At 52.6% G+C, this 26,554-nt stretch carries 29 protein-coding genes and 3 pseudogenes; 16 read left to right on the forward strand and 16 right to left on the reverse strand.

Annotated elements, in window-relative coordinates; genetic code table 11:
* From kdsA to hemA, 6 genes are all read right to left on the reverse strand, one after another.
* Positions 1-661: 3-deoxy-8-phosphooctulonate synthase (gene kdsA, locus GS12_RS17300; RefSeq protein ID WP_034949170.1), on the reverse strand; the 661-nt coding region annotated here is incomplete at its 3' end.
* 49 nt (positions 662-710) lie between these two features.
* Positions 711-1,487 (reverse strand): invasion regulator SirB1, encoded by a 777-nt coding sequence (sirB1, locus tag GS12_RS17305; RefSeq protein WP_407637868.1) that lies wholly within the window; start codon positions 1,485-1,487, stop codon positions 711-713.
* Positions 1,488-1,516: 29 nt separating this feature from the next.
* Entirely contained in the window at positions 1,517-1,915 is a 399-nt protein-coding gene (locus GS12_RS17310) for a SirB2 family protein (protein ID WP_034949172.1), read from the reverse strand.
* Between the two features lie 2 nt (positions 1,916-1,917).
* Entirely contained in the window at positions 1,918-2,760 is an 843-nt protein-coding gene (gene prmC, locus GS12_RS17315) for a peptide chain release factor N(5)-glutamine methyltransferase (protein ID WP_034949174.1), read from the reverse strand.
* Positions 2,760-3,842, reverse strand: coding sequence for a peptide chain release factor 1 (gene prfA, locus GS12_RS17320; RefSeq protein WP_034914341.1), 1,083 nt, complete (start codon positions 3,840-3,842; stop codon positions 2,760-2,762). The genes prmC and prfA overlap by 1 nt, the downstream gene beginning before the upstream one ends.
* Before the next feature lie 32 nt (positions 3,843-3,874).
* Entirely contained in the window at positions 3,875-5,131 is a 1,257-nt protein-coding gene (gene hemA, locus GS12_RS17325; RefSeq protein ID WP_034949176.1) for a glutamyl-tRNA reductase, read from the reverse strand.
* A 227-nt stretch (positions 5,132-5,358) separates the two neighbouring features.
* On the opposite strand from hemA, the gene lolB reads away from it, so the two are divergent.
* The 3 genes from lolB to prs all read left to right on the forward strand — a co-directional run bounded on the left by lolB (position 5,359) and on the right by prs (position 7,939).
* Positions 5,359-5,982 carry a lipoprotein insertase outer membrane protein LolB gene (gene lolB, locus GS12_RS17330; RefSeq protein ID WP_034949178.1) on the forward strand — a complete coding sequence of 208 codons (624 nt, stop codon included), beginning with the start codon at positions 5,359-5,361 and terminating at the stop codon, positions 5,980-5,982.
* Complete coding sequence (ispE, locus tag GS12_RS17335) at positions 5,979-6,860, forward strand: 4-(cytidine 5'-diphospho)-2-C-methyl-D-erythritol kinase (RefSeq protein WP_034949180.1); 882 nt, start codon at positions 5,979-5,981, stop codon at positions 6,858-6,860. The genes lolB and ispE overlap by 4 nt, the downstream gene beginning before the upstream one ends.
* Before the next feature lie 131 nt (positions 6,861-6,991).
* Positions 6,992-7,939 carry a ribose-phosphate diphosphokinase gene (gene prs, locus GS12_RS17340; protein ID WP_124232585.1) on the forward strand — a complete coding sequence of 316 codons (948 nt, stop codon included), beginning with the start codon at positions 6,992-6,994 and terminating at the stop codon, positions 7,937-7,939.
* Positions 7,940-7,983: 44 nt separating this feature from the next.
* Here prs and ychH read toward each other — a convergent pair whose 3' ends face one another.
* Positions 7,984-8,259 (reverse strand): stress-induced protein YchH, encoded by a 276-nt coding sequence (gene ychH / locus GS12_RS17345; protein ID WP_034919116.1) that lies wholly within the window; start codon positions 8,257-8,259, stop codon positions 7,984-7,986.
* A 274-nt stretch (positions 8,260-8,533) separates the two neighbouring features.
* On the opposite strand from ychH, the gene pth reads away from it, so the two are divergent.
* Complete coding sequence (pth, locus tag GS12_RS17350) at positions 8,534-9,118, forward strand: aminoacyl-tRNA hydrolase (protein ID WP_034914330.1); 585 nt, start codon at positions 8,534-8,536, stop codon at positions 9,116-9,118.
* 8 nt (positions 9,119-9,126) lie between these two features.
* Here pth and GS12_RS17355 read toward each other — a convergent pair whose 3' ends face one another.
* Positions 9,127-9,672, reverse strand: a complete 546-nt coding sequence (locus tag GS12_RS17355) for an EAL domain-containing protein (RefSeq protein WP_152601436.1) — start codon at positions 9,670-9,672, stop codon at positions 9,127-9,129.
* 132 nt (positions 9,673-9,804) lie between these two features.
* Positions 9,805-11,286 (reverse strand): SulP family inorganic anion transporter, encoded by a 1,482-nt coding sequence (locus GS12_RS17360; RefSeq protein ID WP_034914328.1) that lies wholly within the window; start codon positions 11,284-11,286, stop codon positions 9,805-9,807.
* Positions 11,287-11,613: 327 nt separating this feature from the next.
* Here GS12_RS17360 and ychF point away from each other — a divergent pair, with 327 nt between their 5' ends.
* Positions 11,614-12,705: a redox-regulated ATPase YchF gene (gene ychF / locus GS12_RS17365; protein ID WP_034914326.1), complete on the forward strand. Its 1,092-nt coding sequence runs from the start codon at positions 11,614-11,616 to the stop codon at positions 12,703-12,705.
* Positions 12,706-12,908: 203 nt separating this feature from the next.
* Positions 12,909-13,456 (forward strand): annotated as a pseudogene (locus GS12_RS24990) (tyrosine-type recombinase/integrase); the annotation flags it as partial.
* A 180-nt stretch (positions 13,457-13,636) separates the two neighbouring features.
* On the opposite strand, the gene GS12_RS17370 reads toward GS12_RS24990, so the two are convergent.
* Positions 13,637-14,551 (reverse strand): LysR family transcriptional regulator, encoded by a 915-nt coding sequence (locus GS12_RS17370; RefSeq protein WP_034949182.1) that lies wholly within the window; start codon positions 14,549-14,551, stop codon positions 13,637-13,639.
* A 106-nt stretch (positions 14,552-14,657) separates the two neighbouring features.
* On the opposite strand from GS12_RS17370, the gene GS12_RS17375 reads away from it, so the two are divergent.
* From GS12_RS17375 to GS12_RS24070, 5 genes and pseudogenes are all read left to right on the forward strand, one after another.
* Complete coding sequence (locus GS12_RS17375) at positions 14,658-15,683, forward strand: zinc-dependent alcohol dehydrogenase family protein (protein WP_084089755.1); 1,026 nt, start codon at positions 14,658-14,660, stop codon at positions 15,681-15,683.
* An 878-nt stretch (positions 15,684-16,561) separates the two neighbouring features.
* Positions 16,562-17,134, forward strand: a complete 573-nt coding sequence (locus GS12_RS24385) for a hypothetical protein (RefSeq protein WP_152601437.1) — start codon at positions 16,562-16,564, stop codon at positions 17,132-17,134.
* 304 nt (positions 17,135-17,438) lie between these two features.
* A complete protein-coding gene (locus GS12_RS17385; protein ID WP_235421202.1) occupies positions 17,439-18,416 on the forward strand; it encodes a glycoside hydrolase family 6 protein in 978 nt (325 codons plus the stop codon).
* A gap of 91 nt (positions 18,417-18,507) precedes the next feature.
* Positions 18,508-18,761, forward strand: a pseudogene (locus tag GS12_RS17390) (recombinase family protein); the annotation flags it as partial.
* A 486-nt stretch (positions 18,762-19,247) separates the two neighbouring features.
* A complete protein-coding gene (locus GS12_RS24070; RefSeq protein WP_052118515.1) occupies positions 19,248-19,898 on the forward strand; it encodes a hypothetical protein in 651 nt (216 codons plus the stop codon).
* Between the two features lie 278 nt (positions 19,899-20,176).
* Here GS12_RS24070 and GS12_RS17405 read toward each other — a convergent pair whose 3' ends face one another.
* Positions 20,177-20,584: a RidA family protein gene (locus tag GS12_RS17405; protein WP_034914301.1), complete on the reverse strand. Its 408-nt coding sequence runs from the start codon at positions 20,582-20,584 to the stop codon at positions 20,177-20,179.
* Positions 20,585-20,728: 144 nt separating this feature from the next.
* Between GS12_RS17405 and GS12_RS17410 the strand changes: the two genes are divergently transcribed.
* A complete protein-coding gene (locus GS12_RS17410) occupies positions 20,729-21,334 on the forward strand; it encodes a TetR/AcrR family transcriptional regulator (RefSeq protein ID WP_034949193.1) in 606 nt (201 codons plus the stop codon).
* A 154-nt stretch (positions 21,335-21,488) separates the two neighbouring features.
* Here GS12_RS17410 and GS12_RS17415 read toward each other — a convergent pair.
* Positions 21,489-21,740 (reverse strand): annotated as a pseudogene (locus tag GS12_RS17415) (IS91 family transposase); the annotation flags it as partial.
* 4 nt (positions 21,741-21,744) lie between these two features.
* Between GS12_RS17415 and GS12_RS23525 the strand changes: the two are divergent.
* The 3 genes from GS12_RS23525 (at position 21,745) to GS12_RS25000 (ending at position 22,758) form a co-directional block, all read left to right on the forward strand.
* On the forward strand, positions 21,745-21,930 hold the full coding sequence (locus tag GS12_RS23525; protein WP_072016918.1) for a LuxR C-terminal-related transcriptional regulator: 186 nt from the start codon (positions 21,745-21,747) through the stop codon (positions 21,928-21,930).
* A 229-nt stretch (positions 21,931-22,159) separates the two neighbouring features.
* Positions 22,160-22,492 carry a response regulator gene (locus GS12_RS24995; RefSeq protein ID WP_235421203.1) on the forward strand — a complete coding sequence of 111 codons (333 nt, stop codon included), beginning with the start codon at positions 22,160-22,162 and terminating at the stop codon, positions 22,490-22,492.
* Positions 22,493-22,632: 140 nt separating this feature from the next.
* Complete coding sequence (locus tag GS12_RS25000; RefSeq protein ID WP_235421205.1) at positions 22,633-22,758, forward strand: LuxR C-terminal-related transcriptional regulator; 126 nt, start codon at positions 22,633-22,635, stop codon at positions 22,756-22,758.
* 5 nt (positions 22,759-22,763) lie between these two features.
* On the opposite strand, the gene GS12_RS17425 is transcribed toward GS12_RS25000, so the two are convergent.
* On the reverse strand, positions 22,764-23,318 hold the full coding sequence (locus GS12_RS17425) for a chorismate mutase (RefSeq protein ID WP_034949195.1): 555 nt from the start codon (positions 23,316-23,318) through the stop codon (positions 22,764-22,766).
* A gap of 65 nt (positions 23,319-23,383) precedes the next feature.
* On the reverse strand, positions 23,384-23,533 hold the full coding sequence (locus GS12_RS25390; protein WP_235421207.1) for a hypothetical protein: 150 nt from the start codon (positions 23,531-23,533) through the stop codon (positions 23,384-23,386).
* 1,025 nt (positions 23,534-24,558) lie between these two features.
* On the opposite strand from GS12_RS25390, the gene GS12_RS17435 reads away from it, so the two are divergent.
* Positions 24,559-24,888, forward strand: a complete 330-nt coding sequence (locus GS12_RS17435; RefSeq protein ID WP_200884536.1) for a SymE family type I addiction module toxin — start codon at positions 24,559-24,561, stop codon at positions 24,886-24,888.
* A 62-nt stretch (positions 24,889-24,950) separates the two neighbouring features.
* On the opposite strand, the gene GS12_RS17440 is transcribed toward GS12_RS17435, so the two are convergent.
* Both GS12_RS17440 and GS12_RS17445 read right to left on the reverse strand, forming a co-directional pair.
* Positions 24,951-25,169, reverse strand: coding sequence for a hypothetical protein (locus tag GS12_RS17440; RefSeq protein WP_034949199.1), 219 nt, complete (start codon positions 25,167-25,169; stop codon positions 24,951-24,953).
* A partial coding sequence (locus GS12_RS17445; RefSeq protein WP_160279921.1) for a VENN motif pre-toxin domain-containing protein occupies positions 25,156-26,554 on the reverse strand: 1,399 nt, incomplete at its 5' end. The genes GS12_RS17440 and GS12_RS17445, both read right to left, overlap by 14 nt.

Here is a 26,554-nt window from a genome sequence, read left to right on the forward strand (position 1 = left end):
CCTGACCACGGCGTCCACCGGAGGCTGCGCCAAACGGATCGCGGCACTGCAAGGCATGGGTAACGTCAAAAATAACCGGGCTGCCGTTGGATGCCTGCTTCATCACGTTGAAGCCGAGCATGTCCACAACCAGATTGTCGTAGCCAAAATTGGCGCCGCGATCGCACAGGATCACTTTGTCGTTGCCGCCTTCCGCGAATTTCTCAACAATGTTGCCCATCTGTCCGGGACTGACGAACTGAGGTTTTTTCACGTTGATCACCGCGCCGGTTTTCGCCATTGCCTCAACCAGATCGGTCTGGCGGGCCAGAAACGCCGGCAGCTGGATGACATCCACCACATCGGCCACCGGCTGCGCCTGGCTGGCTTCGTGAACGTCGGTGATCACCTTCACACCAAACGTCTGCTTCAGCTCCTGGAAAATCTTCATGCCCTCTTCCAGACCTGGCCCGCGATAGGAGTGAATGGATGAGCGGTTAGCCTTATCGAAAGAGGCTTTGAACACATAAGGGATACCAAGTTTTTGCGTTACGGTGACGTAATGTTCGCAAATGCGCATCGCCAGATCGCGTGATTCCAGCACGTTCATGCCGCCGAACAGGACAAACGGCAGGTCGTTCGCTACCCTGATATCGCCAATGTTCACTACTTTTTGTTTCATGCTATCGCCTTAGTATGCAGAAAAAGTAAACCGTCACGCCGGTGGCAGATTAGTGCAGCGTGATATGCTTTTGTTCAATGGAGTGAATCTGAAGTTTAATCATTTCACTGACCGGATCTTCAGGGCACTGCTCGACAAAATAGGTCAGGTCGGTCAGCGCGACGTGCTCACAGTCGAGCTGGGCAAAAATCAGCCCTCGATCGCGGATTTCATAAGGATCTTCCGGCGCCATCTGCACCAGCACCTGGCTTACCTGAAGCGCAAGCTCCATCTGTTTCTCATCCATCAGCGCCGACTTGAGCGTATCGAGCATCTTGCTCAGAACCAGATGGGGCTCGGCCTCCTGAAGGTCATCGTCATACAGTTCGGCAACGGGTCCGATATTCCCTTTCAGCCACACCTCAAGCGTGTGCTCGCTCAGCGTTTCGCCGTCAAAGGGATTAATTAACCACATCTCTTCGTCCAGCCAGTCGGCGCGAAGGATGAGTTGGGTTGGGAAAATGACCGGCATCAGCGGCAGCGACAGCGCCTCAGCGATGTGCAGAAAAATAATTCCCAGCGAAACGGCAGTGCCCTCACGCGTTCTGAGCACGTTATCCAGCCACAGCGTATCCGACAGGCGGTAAACGCCATTGGCGCCGCCAAATCCCCATTTGCGCCAGAACAGCTCAATCAGCTGCTCCAGTTGCAGATCCTGCTCAAGCTGCGACGGTATCGATGAACGGGCCTCGTCTACCAGCGCTGCCAACTCTTTTTTCACGTCGTCAGCAGGAAAATCGGGACGGATAGCCTTAGTGGCTGCGATCACCGCCTCGCACAGCGGCATCGCTGTCAGATCAACATTTGCTATTAACGTCATACAATCCCCAACAGTGGCACTTTTGTTGTGGCCAGTTTATAAATCAGCACCAGCACGGCCACTGCCACAATAAACGCAATCCAGCGCACTTTTTGCGCTCGCGGACGTCGTCCTAAAACCACGAAGCCGAGCGCGATGTAAATAATAACGCCAAACAGCTTCTCCGTCAGCCATACACCTTGCGGGGTGAATGGATAAAAATGCGTGATTACCACTAACAGGATACCTGAAAGCAGCAGCAGCGTATCGTTGATATGCGGCACAATGCGCACCCAGCGGCGCTGTAACATGGCCGAACTGCGCTGGAGCCAGTAAAACCGCAGCACAAACATCACGGCGGTGAGCGTCACGGTCAGGAGGTGAAGGTGTTTAACAGAGCTGTACCATGCGGCCATCGTTATTCCTTACTGAACGTTTTTTGTGCGCAGGTGACGCGATCGTTACCGCCATAGTCGGTAAAGGTTGCGACCTGCACAAAGTTATTTTTTTTCATAATATCGCGCACCTGCTCGCCCTGCTGCCAGCCATGCTCAAACATCAACCAGCCGCCCGACAAAAGGTATTTGTCTGCCTGCGTGGCAATAAACCGGATATCCGCCAGGCCCTGTTCGTCGGCAACCAGCGCGCTGCGCGGTTCAAAGCGCACATCGCCTTCGCACAGGTGGCGATCGTCGCGGTCGATATAGGGCGGATTACTGACGATAAGCGTAAAGCGCTGGCCCTCCAGCGCCGCAAACCAGTTGCTGCAAAGGAAAGTGGCATTGTTCAGCCCCAGCCGCCGGGCGTTCTCTTCCGCCAGCGCCACCGCGCCAGCAATGCGATCCACCCCGGTGACGCGACAATCCGAACGTTCACTGGCGATAGCCAGCGCAACGGCGCCGGTGCCGGTGCCAAGATCCAGCACGCATGCAGCAACGTTCGGCAGCGTGGCCAGCGCAAGCTCCACCAGCCGCTCGGTATCAGGTCGGGGAATAAGCGTTTCAGGCGAAACGCGCAAAGGAAGAGACCAGAACTCACGCTCGCCGGTAAGGTAAGCGATGGGTTCGCCGCGCGCGCGGCGCGTCAGCAGCGTGTCAAGCTGCGCCAGCTGCGGTGCGCTAATTACGGCATCGTCAAAAGCGATGATTGCGCTGCGCGATTTTCCCGTGACGAAGCCCAGCAGGATTTCCGCGTCGCGCTTCGGGCTTTCGCTCTGTGCAAGCTCAGCAACGGCGGCGCGCAGCCACTGGCGAATCTCCATTAATCCTGCCCGGCGAGCGCAGCCAGCTGATCCGCCTGATACTCCTGCACAACCGGCTCAATCAGCATATCCAGCTTGCCCTGCATGGCTTCATCCAGACGGTAAAGCGTCAGGTTGATGCGATGGTCGGTGATGCGGCCCTGCGGATAGTTGTAGGTGCGGTTGCGATCGGAGCGGTCGCCGCTGCCCAGCAGATTGCGCCGCGTTGACGCCTCTTCCTGCTGCCGCCGGGCGGACTCCGCCGCACGAATGCGCGCGCCCAGTACCGAGAGCGCTTTGGCTTTGTTTTTATGCTGTGAGCGTTCGTCCTGACACTCGACCACGATGCCGGTCGGCAGGTGGGTAATACGAATGGCGGAGTCGGTGGTGTTAACGTGCTGTCCGCCCGCGCCCGAAGAGCGGAAGGTGTCAATTTTCAGGTCGGACGGGTTGATGTCGGGCAGTTCCGCTTCCGGCAGTTCAGGCAGGATCGCCACGGTACAGGCAGAAGTATGAATGCGCCCCTGCGACTCAGTTTCCGGCACGCGCTGTACGCGATGTCCGCCGGATTCGAACTTCAGCCGGCCGTAGGCGCCCTCGCCCACCACCTTGGCGATAATTTCTTTGTATCCGCCGTGCTCGCCCTCATTGGCGCTCATCACTTCAATTTTCCAGCGTCGCGCCTCGGCGTAGCGGCTGTACATGCGGAACAGATCGCCGGCAAAAATCGCCGCCTCGTCGCCGCCCGTGCCGGCGCGAACTTCAACATAACAGTTGCGTTCATCGTCAGGATCTTTCGGCAGCAGCAGCACCTGAAGCTCCTGCTCAAGTTTCGCGCTGAGCGCCTGCGCCTCTTTCATCTCTTCCTGCGCCAGATCGCGCATTTCCGCATCCGCCATCATCTCTTCGGCGGCAGCAATATCATCCTGCGTCTGCTGCCAACGGCGAAAGCACTGGCTGACATCGGTCAGTTGAGTATATTCGCGCGACAAAGCGCGAAAGCGATCCTGATCGGCAATCACGCCCGCATCGCCCAGCATGGCTTCCACTTCTTCATGGCGCTCTTGCAGGGCTTCCAGTTTGGCAACAATAGAAGACTTCATTGATGTACCCGTATTCAAAAAAGGAAAAAACGCTAATCCAGCCCGAGGCTGTCGCGTAAAATTTGCAGGCGTTCGGCATCGCCGTCGCGGGCCGCCTGCTGAAGAGATTTTGTCGGGGCGTGGATCAGTCGATTGGTCAGCTTGTGAGCCAGTTCAGAGAGGATTTTCTGCGGATCGCCACCCTGCGTCAGGGCAGCCAGCGCCCGGGCTTCCAGTTCACCGCGAACCTGATCGGCCTGCGCACGGTAGTCGCGAATGGTCTCTACGGCGGCCTGCGCACGCAGCCAGGACATGAATTCGCTGCTCTCCTGGATGACGATAGTTTCGGCTTCCACCGCGGCGGCTTTACGCTGCGCGAGGTTTTTTTCGATGATCGCCTGGAGATCGTCAACGCTGTAGAGATAGGCGTTAGCGAGCTTGCCCACTTCCGGTTCCACATCGCGCGGAACGGCAATATCCACCAGCAGCATCGGTTGATTTCGGCGCTGCTTAAGCGCGCGCTCCACCATGCCTTTGCCGATAATCGGCAGCGTGCTGGCGGTCGAGCTGATAATAATGTCGGCTTCCGCGAGACGGGAATCGATCTCCGCCAGCGCGATCACCTCAGCGTCAACCTCATCGGCCAGCGCCTGCGCGCGTTCCCGCGTGCGGTTAGCGATGATCAGCTTTTTGACATTGTGCTGACGCAGATGGCGAGCGGCCAGTTCGATGGTTTCGCCCGCGCCAACCAGCAGGACGTTGACGGTGGAAAGAGATTCAAAAATTTGTCGCGCCAGCGTACAGGCGGCAAAAGCCACAGAGACCGCGCTGGCGCCGATCTCGGTTTCCGTCCGCACGCGTTTTGCCACGGAGAACGACTTCTGGAACATCCGTTCCAGTTCGCTCGACTGCGCATGGCCGCGCAGCGAATCCGCGTAGGCTTTTTTCACCTGTCCCAGAATTTGCGGCTCGCCCAGCACCAGCGAATCCAGCCCGCTGGCGACGCGCATCAGGTGGCTGACCGCCTCATTGTCCTGATGCCAGTACAGGCTGTTGCGCACTTCTTCCGCGCCCAGGCCGTGATAATTACAAAGCCAGGCCACCAGTTGCTCACGCAGATCTTCCTGCTGCTCGACGCTGAGGTATAATTCGGTTCGGTTACAGGTAGACAGCACAACGCCGCCCTGCACCAGCGGCTGCGCCAGCAGGCTGTTCAGGGCCTGATCCAGCGAGTCCGGCGAGAACGTAACACGTTCGCGCAGTGCGATGGGGGCCGTTTTGTGATTAATTCCGAGAGCCAGCAGCGTCATGGTGGTGAGTTCTGGGTTATCCCACTATTGTCAGGGTTATTGTGAGGCGCATTCTACAAGATGCGCGGGATCAAGAAAAGCGATGCTTCACCGTTTGCCACAACATGACAAGGCGCATGTAGCGCAAATAAGACAATTTCATTATTGACGCCGTCTCGCGGGCTGGTTAGCGTGGGCGGTTACACCGGGCAAGAACGCCCGAACTGAGTCTGAGGAGCTGACCCCCAATGTTTATGCAGAATCGCCGCCTGATGCGGCTTCTCCCGCTTGCCAGCGTGTTGCTGGCAGCCTGTACCGTCAATAAACCTCAGGGGCCGGGCCAGAGCGTAACTGCGCCACAATGGCAGCAGCATCAGCAGTCCGTTGAAAAAATCACCCGCTTTCAGACGCGCGGCGCTTTTGCCTATCTTTCCGATAGCCAGAAGGTTTACGCTCGCTTCAACTGGCAGCAAACGGCGCCGGATCGTTACCGTTTGCTGTTGACCAACCCGCTTGGCAGCACCGAGCTACAGCTTGATGCGCAGGGCAGCGTGGTGCAGATTGTTGATAACAAAGGCAAGCGCTACGTCAGTAACGATGCCGAGAAGATGATTTCTCAGCTTACCGGCATGGATATCCCGCTCAACAACCTGCGCCAGTGGATTATGGGCCTGCCGGGCGATGCAACGGACTATTCGCTCGATGATAAGTATCAGTTGCGACAGGTGAACTACAGCCGGGAGGGCCAGCAGTGGGCGGTGAATTTCCAGAGCTACGACAGCAAGCAGTCTCCCGCCCTGCCGTCGAACCTTGAACTGCGCGAAGGCAATCAGCGCATCAAGCTGAAAATGGACAGCTGGACGCTGCAATGACCGACAAAGCACTGACCCGCTGGCCCGCTCCCGCCAAGCTGAATCTGTTTCTTTACATCACCGGCCGTCGCCCCGACGGCTATCACCAGCTCCAGACGCTGTTTCAGTTTCTGGATTATGGCGATGAAATCACGCTTAAACCAGACCAGCGCGGCAGCATTACCCTGTCGACGCCCGTTGACGGCGTGCCCGACGACGCGAATCTGGTGGTACGTGCGGCAGCGTTGCTGAAAAGCGACGCTATCGCACGCGATCGGCTGACATCGCGTGCCGGTGTCACGATCGCGCTGGAAAAACGTTTGCCGATGGGCGGCGGGCTGGGCGGCGGCTCGTCGGATGCCGCAACGGTGCTGGTGGCGATGAATGCGCTGTGGCAGACAGGTTTCAGCACGGACGAGCTGGCGGCCATGGCGCTGACGCTGGGCGCCGACGTGCCGGTATTCGTTCGTGGTCATGCCGCCTTCGCCCAGGGTATTGGCGAAGATCTCACCCCAGCGGAACCGCAGGAAAAATGGTATCTGGTGATGCATCCTGGCGTATCAGTTTCCACGCCAATAGTGTTTAATGATCCCGGTCTGATCCGCGATACGCCAGTACGGGAACTCAGCCAGCTTCTTCAGGCCGAATACCGTAATGATTGTGAGCCAGTGGTAAGAAAACGTTTTCGCGAGGTTGAAGAGCTCGTTTCCTGGCTGCTAGAATACGCGCCGTCGCGCTTGACCGGAACGGGCGCTTGCGTGTTTGCTGAATTTGACACCGAGTGCGCGGCCCGCCAGGTGTTTGAGCTGGCTCCGAAAGAGTGGCAGGGCTTTGTTGCGCGAGGCGTTAACGTTTCGCCGCTGTACTGTCGCTTATCAGAGCATTTAGAGTTTGCGTGACGTCGTCGCCCCGATCCTGACGCCGCACGTCGCTCATTACTACACCCGTATGAAACCGTTGTTGCGGTATATCGCCCAGTGCCGCTAACAATGATGTTCATTCTCTGGACGCAAAGCCTGAGGTTCTTCTCGTGCCTGACATGAAGCTTTTTGCTGGTAACGCCACACCGGAACTAGCACAACGTATTGCCAACCGCCTTTACACCAGCCTCGGCGACGCCGCCGTCGGTCGGTTCAGCGATGGTGAAGTAAGCGTACAAATTAACGAAAATGTACGCGGTGGCGATATTTTCATCATCCAGTCCACCTGTGCTCCCACTAACGATAACCTGATGGAACTGGTGGTGATGGTTGATGCCCTGCGTCGCGCCTCCGCCGGTCGTATTACCGCCGTTATCCCCTACTTTGGCTATGCCCGTCAGGATCGCCGCGTTCGCTCCGCGCGCGTTCCGATTACCGCTAAAGTGGTGGCAGACTTTCTGTCAAGCGTCGGCGTCGACCGCGTTCTGACGGTGGATCTGCACGCTGAACAGATTCAGGGTTTCTTTGATGTCCCGGTAGATAACGTCTTCGGCAGCCCGATTTTGCTCGAAGATATGCTCCAGATCGGCCTTGAAAATCCGATTGTGGTTTCGCCAGATATCGGCGGCGTGGTTCGCGCTCGCGCTATTGCCAAGCTGCTTAACGATACCGACATGGCGATTATTGATAAGCGTCGTCCTCGCGCTAACGTTTCGCAGGTCATGCACATTATTGGTGACGTCGCCGGACGCGACTGCGTGCTGGTCGACGATATGATCGATACTGGCGGTACGCTGTGTAAAGCGGCAGAAGCGCTGAAAGAGCGCGGCGCCAAACGCGTTTTTGCTTACGCAACGCATCCGATTTTCTCAGGCAACGCTGTGGAAAATCTGCGTCATTCGGTCATCGATGAAGTGGTTGTCTGCGATACCATTCCGTTACCGGAAGAGATCAAAGCGCTTCCCAACGTGCGCACGCTGACGCTGTCGGGCATGCTGGCTGAAGCTATTCGTCGCATCAGCAACGAAGAGTCTATTTCAGCTATGTTTGAGCACTGATACACTGAGGGACGGCCTGGCCGTCCCTTTAATTTGAGCAGTTATCACTGGCCCTCATGAGAGCGCCGACAGCGTTTGTCGCCATAGTGGCGCAACCAGTAGTAACGATCGCACACCTTTTCCCGCCCGCTGATACGCGCTCCCACCAGCCACAGCAGTGCGCCAACGAAAATGCCAAATACCGCGCCATTAACCATCAGCTGCGGCATCTGAAGCTGTGGAAGCTGGTTTAAAATCGCGCTGCCCACGCTGCCAACCATGATCACCAGCCCGAGGATCATCAGCGCATTACCGGCCAGATTCGCGTTTTTACGTGTCATCATTCACCTCCAGAAGTCTTTGAAATGCACAGTCCTGTGCAAGAACGCTATAAGTTTATGCAATGAATGATGTTCGTGGTGCGTTGCCGATCACATTTGTAAGGTATTTTATGACAAAACTTTACGCCTAACAGCCTGATTTATATCAAAAGCGATATATCACCCTGTTGAACTATTGCACAATGTGTCGTGTTATTGCGCCCGCCTTTTGAGTTCTTTGACGTCACAACGTAAACTGTCCCACTCTTTATCGCACCGAGCAGGAAATAACTGAGTGAGCAGCATTAAACTGATTGTGGGTCTGGCCAATCCCGGCGCTGAATACGCCGCGACGCGCCATAACGCGGGTGCCTGGTATGTGGATCTGCTGGCTGAGCGCCATAACCAGTCACTGAAAGAAGAGAGCAAATTTTACGGCTACACTGCCCGCCTTAACCTTAGCGGCGCTGACGTGCGGCTGCTGGTGCCCACCACGTTTATGAATCTGAGCGGCAAAGCGGTTGCCGCTATGGCGACGTTTTACCGTATCGCGCCGGAAGAGATTCTGGTGGCTCATGACGAACTGGATCTGCCGCCCGGCGTGGCAAAGTTTAAACAGGGCGGCGGCCATGGCGGCCATAACGGGTTGAAAGACATCATCAGTAAACTCGGTAACAGCCTTGATTTCCATCGTCTGCGTATTGGCATCGGCCATCCGGGCGATCGCAACAAGGTCACCGGTTTTGTACTCGGTAAGCCGCAGACAGCCGAGCAGACGCTGATCGATAGCGCTATCGACGAAGCCGTTCGCTGCACCGAACTGTGGCTGAAAGAAGATAAACTGAAGGCGATGAATCGCCTGCACGCTTATAAAGCCTGATCCCTGTACTAGCGCTCTGTCTGAAGAGTGTTCTCTGCACCATTGACGATCACGCATTGCGTATAACGCTGAATATGGGCGATTAACACGCTAAACGTCGGTTTATTCACGTTTTTCAAATAGAAATCGCGATCGAGCTTCACCGCTTGAAACATCTTTGATTGAAGGGCGTGGAGGTTTGCGCCGCCTGCGCCTAAATCTCCCAGCCATAGCGTATTGATCTGCGCGGCAAGAGCCCGCAGCAGCGGATTTGCGAGGCCGTCATGCAGGTTAGGAAAGTTTTCGGACAGCTTAAGCCGGATAAACGGCAGTTCACTGAGCGCCAGCTGTATTCGGGGCGATTCGAGTACGGCAGCCGCCATCCCAAAGTCAATGGACAGGCAGCAAAGCAAATCCTGGCGGCAGAAAGGATCTGCATAGTTGGCAAGGATCTCCAGTTGGCTCAGAAGCTGCGCCTCTGGATTGCGATGTATCGGGTTCCGGCTGGTCAAATCAAGCGCAATAACGTTGCCGCTTAAGGTATGTAAGGGAGTGCAATTAAAATTATGTTTCATGCCATCAAACCACAGTGTGAGCATCCTGCCAGTGCTAAAAATCGTCGTACAGATCTTCGCGCTTTTTTATGACACGCTCATCAATACGACGATTTTTATCTATATCGGCAGGGCCACGCGTAGCTTTATAGCTCAACCACCGTCGGCAGCAACTTTATAATCCGGATCGTCCAGTTCGTGACTGCAAAATGGCCCCGCCTGTTTCAGCAGGCTGATGCAATCCTCGCTGAGATGGCGCAGCCTGACGCTGCGGCCCGCCGCAAGATAGCGGGCGGTGAGTTTATCAATAGCCTCAACGCCGCTGGAGTCCATTACGCGCGTGCGCGCAAAATCGATGACCACGCTGTCAGGATCCTGCTCCGGATGGAAAAGTTCGTTAAAACTGGCCGCAGAGCCAAAAAACAGCGGGCCTTCCAGCCGGTAATATTTCACGCTCGCCTCTTCTTTCTGCGCGACGATGGTGATGCGCGCATGCTGCCAGGCAAAGACCAGTGCGGAAACAATAACCCCAAAAATCACCGCCATCGCCAGATCGGTATAAATCGTCACCACGGTAACCGCAATCATAATCAGCGCATCGGCGCGCGGCATCCGCTTTAAACGGCGCAGTGAACTCCATTCAAAAGTATTGATGCAGACGACAAACATGATCCCGGCCAGCGCCGCAACCGGCAGCAGCGCGATGTATCCGGAGAGGCTGATGACAAACAGGATCAGCAGTAGTGCGCCCACCAGGTTGGAGAGGCGTCCTCGCCCGCCGGAGGTGAAATTGATGATCGATTGTCCAATCATCGCACAGCCGGCAAAGCTGCCAAAAAATCCGCACAGCGTATTTCCTATGCCCTGCGCCACACACTCCTTGTTGCCGTTGCCTTTTTTGCTACCCATTTCGTCCAGCACCGCCAGCGTCAGCAGTGACTCAATCAGGCCGACCAGCGCAATGATCACCGCATACGGCAGCACTATTTTCAATGTAGTCCAGCTAAGTGGTGCGTCAGGCAGGTGGAAGACCGGCAGCGTACCGGCGATATCCGCCAGGTCGCCCACGCGGCGGGTATCCAGGTCAAAGCCAATCGCAATGGCGCTGATGGCAATTAACGCGGCCAGCGAGCCGGGGATTACGCGGGTGAGTTTCGGGAACAGCCAGACGATCAGCATCGCCAGCGCTACCAGCGCGTACATCATCGGCCCCTGATTTTTTATCATCGGAATTTGCGCCAGCGCAATCACGATCGCCAGGCCATTAACAAAGCCGTAAATGGCGGGCTGCGGCACCAGACGAATAAACTTGCCCAGGCGAAACAGCCCGATAGCTAACTGGATCACGCCAGCCAGAATGGTGGCCAGCAGTACATATTGGTAACCGTGTGTTTGGATCAGGCTGACCAGCACCACTACGATCGATCCGGCCGCGCCCGATATCATGCCTGGCTTGCCGCCAAACAGCGCCGTGATCACACCTAAAATGAAGGCGGTGTGCAGGCCAATGGTGGGAGAGAGCCCGGCGAGTAAAGAAAACGCGGTCGCTTCGGGGATCAGCGCCACGGAAACAACGGCGCCAGCCAGCACGTCATTTTTGACGCCAACCGCGCTGAGTTTGCTCAGATTGAACATAATGTTTCCAGATTCAGAAAATGCAGAGAAATGTCACGCGGGGAAACCCGCTCAGAAAGCGATGCGAACAGCGGGATGGCTGCATGATGGGACTGACTCAGGGTGGCGTAAGCCGGAAGCGACACATCACGCGCGTTCTCTGTACGATTAACGGGCCGTTAGTATCCTGAAACGTGAGAGAGATCTCAACCCCTGCCCTGCATTTCAGCGCAGAAATCGCGTCCATCGCGCAGGTAATTCCGTGTATAATGCGCCGACATATACCAACCGGACATAGCGGAGCAGCGAGTGCTGTTCTGGTTATTAAGCAATTAAGGTGATTCAAACATGGGATTCAAATGCGGTATCGTTGGCCTGCCTAACGTCGGAAAATCTACTTTGTTCAATGCGTTAACCAAAGCGGGCATCGAGGCGGCTAACTTCCCGTTTTGCACCATTGAGCCAAACACTGGCGTAGTACCCATGCCCGATTCCCGTCTTGATAAGCTGGCGGAGATCGTTAAACCACAGCGCATCCTGCCAACGACGATGGAGTTTGTTGATATCGCCGGACTGGTCAAAGGCGCATCAAAAGGCGAAGGCCTCGGCAACCAGTTTCTGACCAACATCCGTGAAACGGAAGCGATTGGTCACGTTGTGCGCTGCTTCGAGAACGACAACATCATCCACGTCAACAATAAAGTCGATCCCGCTGATGATATTGAAGTTATTAATACCGAGCTGGCGCTGTCCGACCTCGATACCTGCGAACGCGCGCTTCATCGCGTACAGAAAAAAGCTAAAGGCGGCGACAAAGACGCGAAGGCCGAGCAGGCCGCGCTGGAGAAGTGCCTGCCGCACCTCGCCAACGCCGGTATGCTGCGTTCGCTGGATCTGAGCGAGGAAGAAAAAGCGGCAATCCGCTACCTGAGCTTCCTGACCCTGAAGCCGACCATGTATATCGCCAACGTTAACGAAGACGGCTTTGAGAATAACCCGTATCTGGACAAAGTGCAGGCCATTGCCGACGCCGAAGGCTCGGTTGTTGTTGCGGTGTGCGCAGCGGTGGAATCCGATATCGCCGAGCTGGAAGACGCCGATCGCGAAGAGTTTATGGCGGAACTGGGCATTGAAGAGCCGGGCCTGAACCGCGTGATCCGTGCGGGCTACTCGCTGCTTAACCTGCAAACCTACTTCACCGCCGGCGTGAAAGAAGTGCGCGCCTGGACGATCCCGGTTGGCGCTACCGCGCCGCAGGCCGCCGGTAAGATCCACACCGACTTTGAAAAAGGCTTCATCCGCGCACAGACCATCGCCTTTGATGACTTCATCACCTACAGAGGCGAACAGGGTGCGAAAGAAGCAGGTAAAATGCGTTCAGAAGGTAAAGAGTACATCGTAAAAGATGGCGACGTGATGAACTTCCTGTTTAACGTCTGAATAAAATATGTTGTCTCATGAGATTTCACTGAAGCTTATGAGAATCGAAGAAAACAATGAAATCCACGCGGTTGCGTGGATTTTTTCATTTCATAAAGCTTCAACTCATCTCATAACAACGCAGTCAAAAATGAGTACAACATTCTTTCATCTTCAGTTTAAGTGAGTTCAATAACGGTATAAAAAATGAACAAGAGTTCGTTATGCTCACCGTTCCTCAATGCCGCACTGCCAGGCCGAAAGAAAAACGCTATCGACTCAATGATTTCAATGGCTCTACCTCGAAGTGAAACCCAATGGCAAAAAGGCATGGCGCTATCGGTTTAAACTCAACGGTAAATCCAGCATGTTTGCGTTGGGTGAGTATCCAGCGATAAAGCTCGCCGAAGCGCGGGATAAATGTATGCAGGCGAGTAAAGTCGTCTCTGAAGGAGTCAATCCAGCACAGGCCCGTCAGTGAGATAAAATCCGCAAGGTTAACAACGCATCAAACACCTTTGAGCTTATCGCTAAAGAGTGGTTGCAGATGAAATATTGGGCATAAATCACCAAAATGCGCCGGCTGGATAGGCTGGAACGGGTCGTCTTCCCCGCCATCGGCAAACTCCCTGTCAGGGAAATCACACCGCATCATATTATTAAAATGCTTCAGGAAACTGCTAAACGACAGGCATTGAATCCATAGTAAATCGGGAAGTTATTAAGCTGTTTTGACAACAGTCGCGGCTCATACCAGGTTAACTATTGCATATGACTAATGTGGTGGACGCTGGCACGTCCCGCTGAAGGACGTTACTAACCTCATGTGAAGTTGATGTGCGGGGAGCAGGTCAGAGCGTTTACAGGCTAATGGAACGAAAACACAAATTAACGGTGTATTCTTTTTTATTAAAACTTAATTTCCAGACCGCCGGATAACTTTAAGCAACCGCTACCAGTAAGTATAGGTTTTGGCTATATCAGATTTGAGCAAATCAATAAAAGCTCTCAGTGAAGCAGGCATATAAGGATTATTTACATAATACAGATGAAATCCTGAAAAGACCGCAGACCATTCATTGAGAACCTGGATGAGTTCACCTCGTTCAATATAGGGTTTTGCGAGCTGCTCACTGATATATGTCAGGCCTGTGCCCTTTCGCGCCGCATCGAGCAAAAAATCAGTTTCATTTGCGGTGATAGTGCTGTCGACATTGACAAAAATTGCACCTTCCGGCCCCCTGAATTCCCAACGTTGCAGCACGCCGGTATGGTCCCAGCGATATGTCAGACATTGATGCTGCCGCAGATCCTCAAGATGCAGTGGTTTAGGACAACGCGAAAAATAATCCGGTGAGCCCACAACAGCCATCCGCAGGTCGGGGGTCAACCGCACAGCGATCATATCCTGCTGCACGAGTTCTCCCGATCTGATCCCGACATCAAACCCCTCACCAACGATGTCGGTGACGGTGTCATCAATGGTCACATCAAGAGACAATCGGGGGTATTTATCCCGTAATAAAGGAAGTAAAGGCGTAATCAGGAGACGGGCGGCAATACGCGGAAGATTAATCCGGACTCGCCCCCGCGGCTCTGCCTGAGAAGCGCCAGCGTCCCTGACTGCCGAAGAAATCTCCTTTACCGCAGGCACGAGGCGATCCAGTAGCATTTGTCCTGCTTCTGTCGTTGCCACGCTTCGGGTTGTCCTGTTGAGTAGCCTGACACCTAAACGCTCTTCCAGAGTGCGAATCGTGTGGCTCAGGGCAGATGGTGACATTCTCAGAAGCTTCGCTGCTCGCCTGAAGCTGCGTTCTTCCGCGACACAAATAAACGCTTTCAGCTCGCTAAATTCGCTGCCTTTCATTATATCTCCCAGGCACAACTGCTTGTGCTGATTATAGCGTATTGTTAATTATAATCAGAAGCCGGAGACTACCACGGTAAAAACATAAACTACCGGGGACTTTAATATGAAAAGACAAATGCGGCGTTGGGAAACAGACGCCATTGGGCGGGAAAACCTTGAACTGAGAAATGTCGATATCCCGGCCCCGGGTCCCCGGCAGGTCCTGGTGAAAGTGGAAGCAGTCGCCCTAAATTATCGGGACAAAATGGTCATTGAGAGTGGGCGCGGCCTGCCGCTTAAGTTCCCCTTTACGCCCGGTTCCGACCTGGCCGGTAAAGTGGTCGGACATGGCGACGCCGTGACCCTGTTCAACAAAGGTGATCGGGTTATTTCAACTTTTACGCCTGACTGGAAAGACGGTCTACGTCCTGGCGACGCGCGAAATCCTGCCTACAGAACGCTTGGTGGCTATTACCCCGGCGTTCTTTCAGAATATGTCGTAATGCCTGAAGACTGGCTGGTAACGGCACCAGTCACGCTGGAACCCGCTCAGGCTGCAACGTTACCCTGCGCTGGCTTGACTGCCTGGTTCGCACTGGTCGAGCGCGCTGGTGTTAAGGCTGGCGATACCGTGCTTATCCCCAGCACCGGCGGGGTTGCGCTTTTTGGCCTGCAAATTGCGAAAGCGCATGGCGCTCAGGTAATCGTATCCGGTAGAGCCAGCAATGCCGCACGGGCGAAAGCACTGGGAGCCGACTACTACGTGGATCGAAACCGGGAAGACTGGATGGAAGTCATTTACCGGATTACCGATAACCACGGCGCCGATCATGTTCTTGAAGTGATCGGCGGCGAACATCTGGGTAAATCCGTCCAACTCGCGGCGGTTGGCGGGCATATCTGCCAGATAGGCGCGCTTAATGGTTTCGACATCAGCTCACCGGCTATGCCCCTTATGTTGAAAGACGTAACGATTCATGGCATCGGTACCGGTAGCCGTCAGGCGCTTACACGTCTGGTTCGCGCTGTTGATCAGACCGGAATAAAACCCGTCATCGACTCTGTGTACGCTTTCTCCGACCTGCCAAATGCTCTGGATCATCTGGATCGCGGCCCCTTTGGTAAAGTGGTAATCGAAATCAATAGTTAGGGAGAACTGTAACGGTTTTTATGCTCCAGGCTTACCGGGCGATGTCCGTTTTTCGCTCAAAGCGGATGACCTGAAAGATAGATATGGCAACGTATTGGGCATCTTGAAAACCTGGGCGCAACATTTCGGGGTAAAGCAATAGCCAGCGGTCACCATATGGCTGACGAAGCCCCGGAAGAAGTCACAGCTGAAAGTATGGCCCCCAACAGGCAGCGTTGCTACATATCAAAAAGATTTGTCTCAAAAATCCCGACAGGTCAGATGAACGGTTGTAATTCTTCGGAAGGGAGTCAGGCTGGGTGGTATGACCTGTTAAATGATACTCGATTCATCCTGCTGCACTTTTTGTTATGCATACTCTCACAGAGCAGCCAGGCCTGATAATAACTTTTATTTTGCAGAACGGGCATCGCACCACCACAGGCATGCCCGTGCATCAGCAGGATACTTTCTGCCTTTTATAATCGGCGGCAGAAAGTATCCTGCGACACTACGGTTGAAATATAAGAGATTATTGAAAAGGGTGTTGCGTTGACAGAGTGAATCTACAGCCCAAAACGGACAGTGAAACCTCGGTGGTAAACCGGTCCATCGCATTCAGTCATTATAATAAGCATCATTCGCACAGCACGCTGAGATACCGCTATCTTCGGGAATATCTGCGCAGGGCAGTCCACACCACTGTTCAGGTGGTCAGATTCAGTATGACACGACAAAACTCAGTGGCTGGTTCAACTGCTCACTGAGTTTGCGGCAGGCTTTGGCGCTAACGTTCAGACGGGCGCGCAAAGCTTTTGCCGGGCCAATGTCTGGTGTAAAAGGAACCTGAAGCTGATTTTTTCTACCTAAGTCCTTTTTTAATGGAAGGATAATTTACGATGGATGTATCTGTTTCTGCGATTTTGCCCCCGCAAGTACCTCACGACATTTCATGTGCCCCTGAAGCGAGCAGTGGATCTTCTTCTCTCTGTGTCAGCCATCACCTTACCCCTGAACGGCCTTTACAGATTTCAGCTGGATGGATTAAACACCATCGTGGTCACCTTTCTGGTGAAGATCAGCAACGGTTAACGCTGGTGCTGGACGCCCTGCTCGGAAAAGAAGCCACTGAAGAAGAAAATACAAGCGAATCGGGGGGCAGTTTCCTTCTGTCCCGGCCTGCTTACGGCGCTGTGTCCGTGACATTACAGCGGAGTCTGTCGTCACCACAGTCACTGGCGTCGCTGACAATTAAAAACGCTAAGGGAGATGTCCTGCTGTCCCTTGAAGATCCTGATAATCAGGCTGTCAGGGCGGCCCATGCAACAGCAAAACCGGCTATTGCGGCAAATGAGGCTGCAATTCTGGCACACACTCGCTATGACCCTGACCCTGAATGGCAAAAGCAGTTGTATAACGTGCCTTTTTTCACTGCCGCAGGTGAATCACGCCGTGTGGTTGAGCGGGCATGACTTTTATGAGGGAACCGGCTTCCGTCAAGTTGACGGGCGAGATACAGGAGCTGGACCCCCGTATCTCGCCCTACTGGCAAAAACGAAACAACCAGTGGAGCTACCCTGGAAATGGCAGTTAAAACCTGACGACTCAATGGCCGGTGTCGGGCCATTTTTGTACCTGGCTAAGCCGCTGAGCTTTTTAAAGAGGAAAGGGCATGCCATGTCAGAGGCGTTGTTTCCTTATACGCTATGCATCGCCTGACTGCACCCGCTCCCCTGCTCTCCCGGACATTTTTACCCCTTCCGGGGCTTTACAATAATGAATTTAACTCTTAACAGGCTCAATATGAAAAATAAAATTTTTCTTTCAGTAATAGCATCGCTCATTTCTTCAAATGCTTTTTCGGCTACGGTTTATTATACCAACCCCGATTCAACCGCCGCAACGTGGGTAAAAAATAACGCCGCTGATTCAAGAACCGCAACTATTAAGAACGCTATTGCTGATAAACCGATGGCTCGATGGTTTACCGGAACCAGTCAGAGCACTGACGATCTGACCTCCAAAATAACCTCGTATACTACAGCGGCAAAGAACGCCAGTGCGACGCCATTACTGGTGGCTTACAATATCCCTGGCAGAGATTGTAGTGGTGGGGCTTCTTCAGGTGGCGCGGCCAGTGCAACAGCATACAAGAAGTGGATTGATAATTTCATTGCTGGCATTGGTAGCCGGGCCGCAGTGGTAATTCTTGAGCCCGATGCTATTGCAGATGCTGATTGTCTGACCAGTGATAAGCGCGATGAACGCTTCTCGCTTCTTACTTATGCTGCAACTGCTTTCAGCACTAAGGCACCTGCTGCGCAGGTCTATATTGATGCAGGCAATCCAGCCTGGTTAAACGCCGCTAAGGCGGGTGAATACCTCAACAGGGCGGGAGTAAAAAAGGTAAAAGGCTTTGCTCTTAACGTGTCCAACTTTTATACGACGGCGCAGAATACGACTTATGGCAACAATATCAATTCTTTCCTGTCATCCAGCTACGGTTTCACCAAATCATTCCTGATTGACACCAGCCGTAATGGTAATGGCGCTAATCCCGGTGACTGGTGTAACCCACCCGGCCGTAAAATTGGCACGGTCACTCAGGCGCTGACTGCAAATATCATGGCTGCATGGGTCAAAGTTCCTGGCAACTCTGATGGGGCATCTTCGCCGACAGCTGATTGCCACGGTGGGCCTGCTGCAGGAACTTTCAGTCCGGGCCTGGCTACCAAACTGATTAACGGTAACTGATTTGCCTGCCCGTTAATTCCTCTGGCAATCATGAAAATCACTGACAAAGACCTGGGCCTGCGCGCCTGTCACGGCTTACGCTTCAGGGCATCTGATGGCCGCAATGTCACATAAGGACTGGCTGAGCCGCCGCCACCGGCAAAAACAGGGTATTGAACGGGTGCATGCGCAGGGGAAATACCGTGGCAAGCAGGCCGTTCAGGAGCGCCATCAGAAAGTCCTGTACTGCCGGCAGGTCAAGAAACTCGGTCTCAGGGAAAAGGCGGAACCGACGGGCTGGAACCCCTCTCCGATATGCGGTTCCAGCCACTGTATCGACAATCAGATGAAAGTAATTCTGGTTAAATTATGTTTAATGCATTCAATCAATTAACCAGGAACTTTTTGACATACTCCTCCACTCAATTATTTAAAGTTCACCATTAAATGAGGTTAGTTATGGATCCCTTACGTGGCTCCGGTTCCCATCGTTCTTCAGGGTACCATGCTGATTCTGAAGACGCAGGCCCGTCAAATTCTCGCTCTTCAGGTTCACGGCATTCAAGATCAGGTCATAACAGTTCGCGAACTTCGCGGGGCGGCCAGGCTGGTTCAGTCAGTCGGAGCTATCCGTCGGTATTGCCCCTTGCAGAAATCAGTGAGGCAGCAACCGCATGGTTGATAAATATCGCCAGAAGGTCAGACAGTAGTTCCGATCACAAACTTGTCGCACAGGCGGCCTACAACGCAATAATCAGTGGCACTCTACAACACAGGGATACGCAGGGGTCACAACAGGCTAACTACAGACAGCGCATGTATCCTGGACCTGAGGCCGGGCCAGGAACACTGATGGTTCGGGCTGTAAGGAATGAACAGCAAAAATTCAATATTCCTGAGATAGGCTTTTTATGGGATTCCGGGGAAGCGATCAATTTTCCTCTTTCTTCTGACTTTGCAGGAGAAACGATTCGGAGGGATAACCCCAATTTACCATTGGCAAAGCAGACATATAATGATATTCGCATGTTCCACGGCACCAGTCCGGCTGGCAAGGCCTCCATCCAGAATTACGGTTTTTCGTTAGATCAAAAAACGTCCGGTGCAATGGACAGGTTCATTCAGAGCAGTGGGCGCAATCAGATTCTGCCTGGCGCAGAACAGCAGGCAAATAATGCACATCACCTGACTGTACAGAAGAACGTCGCCCGACAATATGCGGGCGCAGCGGGACAAGGACGTGCGGTGGTCAGAACATTAATTAACAATCGGCAAGCTGCAGGTGTCTTCCCCGATCCGTTCAGTCGGGCCGGAAGTGGAGCATTCATTACTGAACAGGATATACCAGCATCATCGGTGCTGGGTTCCAAAGCTTTTCAATCTGGTCAGGGAAGTAGGGAATTCAGGGCAGCATTACGGGCCAGAGGAGCCAGTGTCTCTGAATCACAAGCCAGAAGGCTATTGAACCAGGTGCAGTCAGACTCTGAGGATGATTTTTTTTAGCAGGCAAGCTGGCGTTGTGCAGAATTGCCTGTTTAGTTAAGGACTAATAGCTACCTTGATGGTTAAGAAACGCTAAAAGGGTCGATTGAGTTTCCTGACCATCAAGGTAGCGACAAGTGCCCCTGCCCCATAATCCTCTTTTGAACGAACCTGTTTTTGGAGATATCCAATAATGTCTGCTTTGTGCCAGGAGTGGGCGTTATGTCGCTTCTGAAACAACGCTTTTCAGGGTGACGTCCTCATCTCGTTGAGGAAGACGTCACTAACATTACAGTCTGTCAATCTGCGGAAGTTGATGCCGGAATGCGGGCTATGACCTTAATTTCAAAATCGAATCCCGCAAGCCAGGTAACTCCAACGGCTGTCCAGTTCGGGTATGGGGGCTGCGGAAAAATTGACTGTTTCACCTGCATAATCGTCGGAAACTGATTTTCCGGGTCAGTATGAAAGGTGGTGACATCAATCAGGTCGTCAAACGTACAACCAGCTGCTGCAAGCGTCGCTGCCAGGTTATCGAACGCAAGTTGCACCTGCGCGGCAAAATCCGGTTCCGGCGTACCGTCGGCGCGGCTGCCAACCTGACCGGAAACGAACAACATATCGCCAGAACGGATCGCGGCGGAATAACCGTGCTCTTCATAGAGAGCGTGCCGGTTAGCAGGAAAAATAGGTTCACGCTGGATCATGGAATGCCCTTTCTTACGTCAATGTGTGATGCGGGATGCGCGTTATGTAAAATTCATTTAATATACGCGGTGTATGTTGAATTAATCACACATACGCCGCGTATGTCAAATAACATCCGTTACGTATGTCAAAAAGGAGATCGTATGGCCGCCAAACGCCGCGCCGAAACAATGGAAGAGAACCGCGCCAAATTGATTATTGCAGCGCGGAAATCCTTTGCCGAAAGAGGTTTTGCTGCCGTATCAATGGATGAATTAACCGCCAGTGTTGGGCTGACACGAGGGGCGTTATACCACAACTTTGGTGATAAAAAGGGGCTGCTTGCCGCTGTTGTTGCTCAGGTAGATGGTGAAATGGCACAACGAGCCAAAGCCGCCGCCGCGACTGCCGGTGACGACTGGGAAAGGCTGCTGGCTGAAGGGATTGCCTACATTAAGATGGCGCTGGAGACAGAAGTAAAACGCATCGTTCTGCTTGATGGTCCGGCTTTCCTTGGGGATCCTGCACAATGGCCCAGCCAGAATAGTTGCCTCGAATCCACCCGCCAGACCGTCATAAAGCTGATCGAGCGCGGCGTACTTAAATCGGTTGACGCGGATGCTGCTGCACATCTGTTAAACAGTACCGCGCTGAATTCCGCACTTTGGATTGCTGCGAGCGACGATCCACTGCGGGCGCTGCCAAAAATTATTGAGGTGTTCACTCAACTGGCAAGCGGCTTACGGAATAGTTCATGTACAGTAAATTGAAACCATTTCTGCCCCAGTAGGAAGTGGTTGAAATTTAGTCACTCTTTGATTTGTATGCCATCGGGTAAGTCGGCGCTCTGCGAACAGGTGATAACTCAGGCTTTTTTCGGTCATTTTCAGGCGGCCAGAAGGCGGCAGGCAGATCTTCCCTGCATCAGGCCGGGATGTACCTCATCAGACTGATTTCCCGGGCGTGGGTTTTCAGTCCCTGCACGTTCAGACCGACCACTGCACGGCGGTACACCATGCGACTGCCACACAACACGCATTCAAACGGGTCACGTCGCAGGGGCTGCTTACTCATCTGTACATAGCATACCTTTGGCACCGGTTCCGGTTTATCCATCCCCAGTGCACTGTAGACCACCGGCAGCTTTTCTCCGTACACCCGGCTCGCCAGAAATCCAGTATTGACCCTGCGTGAAGCGGATATTCTGAACATGCCAGGTCAGGGACTTTCTGGCAGCGAGATTGCGAAAGGAACTAAAGTCAGTTCTAAAATAATCAGCATGCAGAAAAAAAGCGCCATGTATAAACTCAACGTAAAAAAACGATTCTCAACTCTACTTTTTACTGGCGAAGACACAGCTTTTTGAACTGAGCCTGTAATAAACAGTATGACGGCCCTGATGGTCAGATAACGTCGCTCATTATTGCTGCTTAAAGCGGAATTAATGGTTCGCCTGATGGTTTACAGAAAAGCTCAGACGTATGAGTACATGGTAAAAGCCGTTTTTCTGACTGGTATGATAGAAACGTCTGACGGCGCCCCGTATATTTCTCCCCATCAGATGAACGCTTTCTTTACTATCCGGGGGCAATTCTGTGTCTGTTAATATCCTGATTGCTGACGAACACACTCTTATCCGTCGCGGCATTTTCTCCATGATTAATACCCTGTCCGCCAGTGCGATGAACGGAAAGACGTTAAACGTTATTGGCGATACGGATTTACCTGCCGGGCTGGTTAACCTGCTCTCTCATAACACGGTGGATATTCTTTTTCCCGGTTTTGCCCTGAATACCCGCCGCTCACAGAGCCCGGTTTCCGGGCTGGATGGCATCTCACTGGTGAAATGGCTGGCGCGTAAATTTCCGCAAATCCGCACTGTGGTGCTTTCGCCTTACCGCAATACCAATAACCACGGCAATGGATGAAGAGGTCTATATTGAGCGTGGATTGATGGACTCGCTGTTACGTCGCGATACACTCGCGGGCCAGGAGCTGACAACGCGGGAAAATGATGTATTGCGGATGCTGTGTCGCGGGCTGTCTCTGACCGCTATCTCAGAAAAAAATGAATCTGAGCAATAAGACGGTCAGCGCCCACAAGCTGCGCGCCATGGAAAAACCTGGCGTGCAGAGCGACTGCCAGCTTTATTGCCTGCTGGCAGAGACACGCATGTTTGATATTGCTATTTAAAATATTTATTTCAATTTAACTTTTCGAAGAGACTGACAGATTGCGTCTTTGTCGGCTTTATGCAAATTATGCTGTTGCACTGTATGCATAAATGAACAATCATCGCTTGTATCACCCTGTTTTAGGGTTTCTGCCGTTTTATCGAGAATGTCATCGCTAAGGCGGCTTATTTCTTTCCTTACCGTTTCCAGATCCTGAGGTTTCCAATTTTTTTCTGGTGTGAATAACCAGTCTGCCCGATAGCGATACTGAATGGCTTTCGCAGCATCCATTTGCGCCTGAATGAAAGGTCTGACGGATTCCGCGTCAAGCCCAAGCTCCTCCGCTTTTTTCACGGTCGACGTCAGCACTTTGTCTTCCTGAGTCAGATCCTCAACGGGCTGGTGGTTTTTGGCTTTATATCCCGCCACGTCCTTCATCCAGCCCAGACGCTGATTAATCAGTTGCGCAATATCTTTATAGCCCTGCATATTGGCACTGGCGGTAAATGAAACTACCGCCAGCAAGATCGCCATACCTTTAAGAGTCCGGCCGCGAAGAACCTGCTGGTTGTTGGTCATGCTAATCCTCTTTTTTCTTACTGGCGATGCACAACGCTGTGCGACGATCTTTCTGTCGGAATATGTTAATCACTACCCTGCACTATTTCATCAGATATAAGAAAAGCATCATAAAAAATCATTGCTCCAGGATCCCACATTGCCTGAGCACCACCCGGTAACAGGGCAACACTACCCGTTGCCAGTGCCAGCCCTACTGCATCACGTTTATTCATTGCTTTCTGACATGCGGCACCACTCGGATTGTCGGAACACGTCGCCATATCAATACCATGTTGACGTATCCATGCAGCTTGCGCATCTTCATTCCCGCCCAGAAGATTATTCTCAACTAAAACGATCCCGGCCTTGATCGTTAAAATCCTCTTTATGCAGGTTAAAAGCCTTTTACTTTAAGTAGGCGGAGCAGGACTATTCCAGCGCCCAATATAGTTCCTCCGGCACTACCAAGCTTTATCCCTCGTAAAAGTTCTTTCCATGTCAATACAAACTCGTCTGTTAGAACCCACAAGATTGTGACAAAAAAACAGCTTTACTAATAATCCGGCGATAATCACGAATAATAAGCAGTTAAAAAATATGCAAAAGCTTAGAATAAGCTCTCTTTTTAAAAGATCAGGCTGAAGTTTCATTTACTGATCTTATCAACAATCTTCTGAGCCTCAGAGCCACCATATTCTGAACTTAAGGAACCCGTGACGTTTCCTGTCGCTCCAGAGATCTTACCCGGCAATATTTCCTTAGAGATCCCAGGCTGCCCCTTAATCTCATTATATTTCAGTAAATCAGGATCAAACTTCCTCCGGTAATCAACTTACCTGCTGTGTTAGCAACTGGCTTCACCACATAATAGCCAATTCCATACCCAGCCCAAATGACCTGCTCCCCGTTGTTATAGCCCCAGTTAGTGGATCATCACCATTTATTACATTAGTTAATGCTCCACCCGCAACATTCCAGGCAACTGTACCCTTCCAACTCTGGCCCATAGTCGCTACTTTTATCCAGCCTGCGATTACTCGCCAGGGCAAGATTTGAAGATCGGGAGCTGCTGAAGCAGTTTCAGGAAGTGGAGCAGCTACCGGCTGAAGATAAGGAAGTTATCAAGAAGCTACTGGATGCATTTTTAACCAAAAAGCACATTTAGGCGCTGGCAAAGTAACGTCCTGATTGAGCGCGGTGATAACCGGTTGCAGCCCTTTACCACCGCTGACCATAACCAACTATCAAGAAGTTGATTATGGCTGAGACACATCATAAGCCAGAGATGCACACACCCACAACCCGCTGTTATACCGTGGGTTATGTCAGTGACGCGAAGTATCAGCCGGTTCCGGCTGTCACCCTTAAAAGCCATTGGTTTGAAGAGGCGGGATTCGAGACAGGCACACCGCTGGAAGTGAAGGTGCTGCCGGATTGTCTGATTCTGACCGTTAAGCAGCCCTCGCCGGAGCCGGAAGTGATACAGGCCCTGCATCAGCTCTGCCCGAAGCTCTCGGCCCGTAAACAACGGGAGCTGATGGATGTGATTCAGGTAATGGCGAAGCCGAAGAGGCGAGCCGCTGACTGACCAGGCAGCAGGCAAAAAATATCCCAGCCGATTGGCTGGGATTTTCATTAAATAACAAAAGATTATCTAATGTTAAAAAACCAAAGTATAAAGCCCAGTATAAAACCTATTCCTGCCATTTTTAGATAAAGAATAATATTATTCTTTATTAATCCAATAATATCTTCCCCACCATTTACCCAATATCCTGCAACATGGAAAAAAACACTCATAAGTAAAAGGGCAAGCGCACAGGCACAGGGCAAATAAATAACTATCCACCACGGCTCATTTTTTTTCATTTCTATTCCCTTCCTTCTTAAGGTATGTTTCAGCTCCGTGATTAAAAAATCCTGATGCAGTAGAATCTCCGAGATTACCTATTATTGAAGGAACAGAACTTTGCGGTGCTGGTTTAGTTATTGTCCAAACCCCAGTCGGCACCCATTCATACTGTTTTGATATTGGATTCAGCTTCTTATCAAACGGCACTTTCAGAATATTACCCGCAGCATAACCAGCAGAAGCACCCGCCTTACTCAGTAGCGCCGCCATGAACGGATCGTCGCCGCTTATTTCAGCCTGGTAATAACCGCCTGCCGCATTCCATGCCATTGTTGGGTTGTACCCTTTACCGGCTGTTATTGCACCAATAACACCTGAACCAATGACATCTGACAGTTTTACTTCACCAGTTGTAGCGTATTGAATACCCGCTCCCAATCCTCCGCCCACACCCACAGCAATAAGTTGCTCTTTGGTGTTATTAACCGCATTAGTGATTATTGCTTTACCACCCATTATTGCCACCGGCCAGGATGTCGGGTCCATAACAACAGACATGACCCGGTCTCCCGTGGTGATATTATCTTCCAGGAATTTAAGATCTGTTCCGTTGAGATAATTCACCAGCGCCGCAGCAGACGGATCTTTCAGCTTTTCATCCAGCCGGATTTGTGAAGGATTAGCATCATTCGCCACATTGGTAGCGCCTTGTATCAGCTCCTGCCAGCTCACACATGTAACACCGCCGCCCGTGCAGGCTTCCTGAAGTTCCTTACTGTTCTTGTTGCTGATTTCAATGTATTTCTCAGCAACCTTATTACAGTCGCCGCCGGAGGCTTTGCAGGACTGCATTTCCTTATCCAGCTGGCGGGCTTCTTTTGAACTCAGATGATTATTCTCTATCGTGTTCTTTCCGGCCTGGGCTCCTGCAATGGCTGAAGCTGTACTGTCTCCGGCAAGACCGCCCGCCAGTCCGCTCGCCAGCGTGCTCAGTGCAGATATGGTCTGCTTCTGCGTTTCATCCAGTTTGCTGTAATCATCCGTGCCGTACAGCGTTTTCGCTATCACGGCAATCGTGGCAGATGCAGTTGCCGCACCTGCGGCCCCGGCCAGCGCTGAGTTGTCTGATGCCTGTGCCACGACCGCACCAACAACCGCATGGGCCATCAGGTTTGCTTCCGGGATGCCTTCGGTCATTTTATGGATCTGCTCAGCCAGATACGGCGCTGAGCCGCCCGCAATGGTTTTCGCAAGGTCGCCCCCGGCCAGTCCCTGCACCGCCGCAGTGGCGGCCTGGATGGCCTGTTGTACCTTGCCGCCGGTGCCGAACCCGCTCTCGGTAAACGCCTGGTTGTAGAAGTTGTTATAGACCTGTTTGCTGACGTCTTCGTCGCTGTACTGC

This window comes from Erwinia oleae (assembly GCF_000770305.1).
GTDB lineage: Bacteria > Pseudomonadota > Gammaproteobacteria > Enterobacterales > Enterobacteriaceae > Erwinia > Erwinia oleae.

Bases quoted from the DNA above. Each gene is read 5' to 3' on its own strand.
- GS12_RS17410 (WP_034949193.1), top strand. From the start codon at position 20,729: ATGGCCGCCAAACGCCGCGCCGAAACAATGGAAGAGAACCGCGCCAAA.
- GS12_RS17405 (WP_034914301.1), bottom strand. From the start codon at position 20,584: ATGATCCAGCGTGAACCTATTTTTCCTGCTAACCGGCACGCTCTCTAT.
- ispE (WP_034949180.1), top strand. From the start codon at position 5,979: ATGACCGACAAAGCACTGACCCGCTGGCCCGCTCCCGCCAAGCTGAAT.
- prfA (WP_034914341.1), bottom strand. From the start codon at position 3,842: ATGAAGTCTTCTATTGTTGCCAAACTGGAAGCCCTGCAAGAGCGCCAT.
- GS12_RS25000 (WP_235421205.1), top strand. From the start codon at position 22,633: ATGAATCTGAGCAATAAGACGGTCAGCGCCCACAAGCTGCGCGCCATG.
- ychH (WP_034919116.1), bottom strand. From the start codon at position 8,259: ATGACACGTAAAAACGCGAATCTGGCCGGTAATGCGCTGATGATCCTC.
- GS12_RS17440 (WP_034949199.1), bottom strand. From the start codon at position 25,169: ATGAAAAAAAATGAGCCGTGGTGGATAGTTATTTATTTGCCCTGTGCC.
- GS12_RS17385 (WP_235421202.1), top strand. From the start codon at position 17,439: ATGAATTTAACTCTTAACAGGCTCAATATGAAAAATAAAATTTTTCTT.
- GS12_RS17435 (WP_200884536.1), top strand. From the start codon at position 24,559: ATGGCTGAGACACATCATAAGCCAGAGATGCACACACCCACAACCCGC.
- lolB (WP_034949178.1), top strand. From the start codon at position 5,359: ATGTTTATGCAGAATCGCCGCCTGATGCGGCTTCTCCCGCTTGCCAGC.
- GS12_RS17355 (WP_152601436.1), bottom strand. From the start codon at position 9,672: ATGAAACATAATTTTAATTGCACTCCCTTACATACCTTAAGCGGCAAC.
- sirB1 (WP_407637868.1), bottom strand. From the start codon at position 1,487: ATGCCGCTGTGCGAGGCGGTGATCGCAGCCACTAAGGCTATCCGTCCC.
- prmC (WP_034949174.1), bottom strand. From the start codon at position 2,760: ATGGAGATTCGCCAGTGGCTGCGCGCCGCCGTTGCTGAGCTTGCACAG.
- GS12_RS17360 (WP_034914328.1), bottom strand. From the start codon at position 11,286: ATGTTCAATCTGAGCAAACTCAGCGCGGTTGGCGTCAAAAATGACGTG.
- hemA (WP_034949176.1), bottom strand. From the start codon at position 5,131: ATGACGCTGCTGGCTCTCGGAATTAATCACAAAACGGCCCCCATCGCA.
- GS12_RS25390 (WP_235421207.1), bottom strand. From the start codon at position 23,533: ATGAATAAACGTGATGCAGTAGGGCTGGCACTGGCAACGGGTAGTGTT.
- GS12_RS17310 (WP_034949172.1), bottom strand. From the start codon at position 1,915: ATGGCCGCATGGTACAGCTCTGTTAAACACCTTCACCTCCTGACCGTG.
- GS12_RS24385 (WP_152601437.1), top strand. From the start codon at position 16,562: ATGGATGTATCTGTTTCTGCGATTTTGCCCCCGCAAGTACCTCACGAC.
- GS12_RS17370 (WP_034949182.1), bottom strand. From the start codon at position 14,551: ATGAAAGGCAGCGAATTTAGCGAGCTGAAAGCGTTTATTTGTGTCGCG.
- GS12_RS17425 (WP_034949195.1), bottom strand. From the start codon at position 23,318: ATGACCAACAACCAGCAGGTTCTTCGCGGCCGGACTCTTAAAGGTATG.
- GS12_RS17375 (WP_084089755.1), top strand. From the start codon at position 14,658: ATGAAAAGACAAATGCGGCGTTGGGAAACAGACGCCATTGGGCGGGAA.
- ychF (WP_034914326.1), top strand. From the start codon at position 11,614: ATGGGATTCAAATGCGGTATCGTTGGCCTGCCTAACGTCGGAAAATCT.
- GS12_RS24070 (WP_052118515.1), top strand. From the start codon at position 19,248: ATGGTTCGGGCTGTAAGGAATGAACAGCAAAAATTCAATATTCCTGAG.